At 59.1% G+C, this 2,304-nt stretch carries 2 protein-coding genes; one reads left to right on the top strand and one right to left on the bottom strand.

The features are described 5' to 3' along the window. The coding region (locus tag AC1DUU_RS29800) for a PrkA family serine protein kinase (protein WP_476786922.1) at positions 1-1,378 on the bottom strand (1,378 nt) is incomplete at its 3' end. Positions 1,379-1,755: 377 nt separating this feature from the next. Between AC1DUU_RS29800 and AC1DUU_RS29795 the strand changes: the two genes are divergently transcribed. After that, positions 1,756-2,304: AI-2E family transporter (locus AC1DUU_RS29795; RefSeq protein ID WP_476786921.1), on the top strand; the 549-nt coding region annotated here is incomplete at its 3' end.

Below are 2,304 nucleotides of genomic sequence, written 5' to 3'. Positions count from 1 at the left end.
TGATCGCCTGCTCCAGAACATACATCAGGTGCACCGGGTCGGCGGCGATCTCCTTGGTGTCGTAGTTGAACGTCTCCGACAAAACCTTGAAGGCAAAGCGCGTGCTGACRCCGTTCATGCCTTCATCGACGCCGGCGGCGTCGCGATACTCCTGCATCGACTTGGCCTTGGGGTCGACATCCTTGAGGTTCTCGCCGTCATAGACGCGCATCTTGGTGTAGAGCGGCGAGTTCTCGTGTTCGGCCAGCCGTGTCGACACGGTGAAGCGGCTCAATATGTCGAGCACCTCGGGTGCGCATGGATTGCTCACCAGCTCGCTTTCGCGCAGCAGCTTTTCGTAGATCTGCCGTTCTTCGGTGACGCGCAGGCAATAGGGCACCTTGACCACCAGGATGCGGTCGAGGAATGCCTCGTTGTTCCTGTTGCTCTTGAACTGCAGCCATTCCGACTCGTTGGAATGGGCAAGCACGATGCCCTGGTAGGGGAAGGCGCCGAAGCTCTCGGTGCCGTTGTAGTTGCTTTCCTGGGTCGCGGTCAAAAGCGGGTGCAGCACCTTGATCGGTGCCTTGAACATCTCGACGAATTCGAGAAGCCCCTGGGTCGTGCGGTTGAGGCCGCCGCTGTAGGAATAGGCGTCGGGGTCGGACTGGCTGAAATGTTCAAGCTTGCGGATGTCGACCTTGCCGACAAGCGCCGACACGTCCTGGTTGTTTTCGTCGCCGGGTTCGGTCTTGGCGATGCAGATCTGGCGCAGCCGCGACGGCATCAGTTTGACGACGGAGAATTTCGCGACATCGCCGCCGATTTCTTCGAGCCGCTTGGCAGCCCAGGGCGAAATCAGGCCGGTGAGCCGGCGCCGGGCGATGCCATATTTGTCTTCGAGAAGGTCGGCCATGCGTTCGGGATGGAACATCCCGAGGGGTGATTCGAAAATCGGGCTGACCTGGCCGTTGATCTTGAGCGTGTAGATCGGCCGCTCTTCCATCAGCTTCTTCAACCGTTCGGCGAGCGACGACTTGCCGCCACCGACGGGGCCGAGCAGATAGAGGATCTGCTTGCGCTCTTCGAGCCCCTGCGCGGCGTAGCGGAAGTAGCCGACGATACGCTCGATCGTGTCTTCCATGCCGTAGAACTCGGCAAATGCCGGATAAATCTTGATTGTTCGGTTGGCGAAGATGCGCCCCAGTCGGGCGTCGGCGCTGGTGTCGACCAGCGTGGGGGCGCCAATGGCGTCCACCATTCGCTCGGCCGCAGTCGCGTACATCGCAGGCTGGTCGCGGCAAGCGAGCAGATATTGCTGAAGGCTCATCTCCTCGGTTGTCTGACTGCCGTAGATTTCCGAGAAGAGATTGAAGACGTCGGATTCACGTGTTTGCATGGCACCCTCACAATGCCGAAGTCGCAACTCAGTGTATCACCACTTCGACTCTTTGCCTTCATCTCAACTTCCCTGAACAGCCAAAGTTCCGCACAGAATGTCGTGATCGTACATTTACTGTGAACGAGTGGATCAGCCGTTCGGTGCGTGCTTCGACCAACTGTCGAAAGCGGCCGTTTTCAGGCGCCTGATGGAGCAACCTTCGGCTGTATTCTCAGCGGGAATAGGCAAGTGAGCGGTGCCTCGCCAGGAGTGGTATGCGCGAACCACAGGGCTGTGTTTTGCGCATCAGCTAAATCTGCATTGCGGGACGCAGGGACATTCTCTGGTACACCAACTTGCGCTAGATCAGTGACAGGCAAGCGCGTGGAGGGGACATGCCAATTCAAAATGAGGGCCGGATGGTTGGGGGTCTGGCGACCGGTATTTTGGTCTTGGCGCTGATGCATTTTGCGCAGTCGATCTTTGTTCCGCTGGTCTTTTCGCTGTTTCTGATCGCCCTGGTCTGGCCGGTGCAGTTTGCGTTGCAGCGCCGGTTGCCCAAGCTCCTGGCGCTGCTCATCACCGTCAGCATCACGATCACCATCGTCCTTGCCGTCGGCTCTTCGGTGATCTGGGGCTTCGGCAAGCTCGGCCAGTGGCTATTTGCCAATGCCGGACATTTTCAGGCCGTTTATACCGACTGGACCGATTGGCTGGAGGGGCATGGCATTGCCATAGCCGGGCCGCTTGCCGACCGCTTCGACGTCACCTGGCTGGTCGGCTTCACCCAAGGGATCGCCGGACGGCTCAACAGCCTGGCTGGTTTCGCCGTCCTGGTCTTCATCCTCGTCATGCTCGGCCTGCTTGAGGTCGAAGACTTCAACCGCCGCCTCCAATCACCAAACGCCCAGCCCCAGGGCGAACTAATATTGCTGGCCAATCGT

This window comes from Aminobacter sp. P4_H6_2, assembly GCF_056400805.1.
This window is presented reverse-complemented; position numbering and strand designations above follow the sequence as displayed.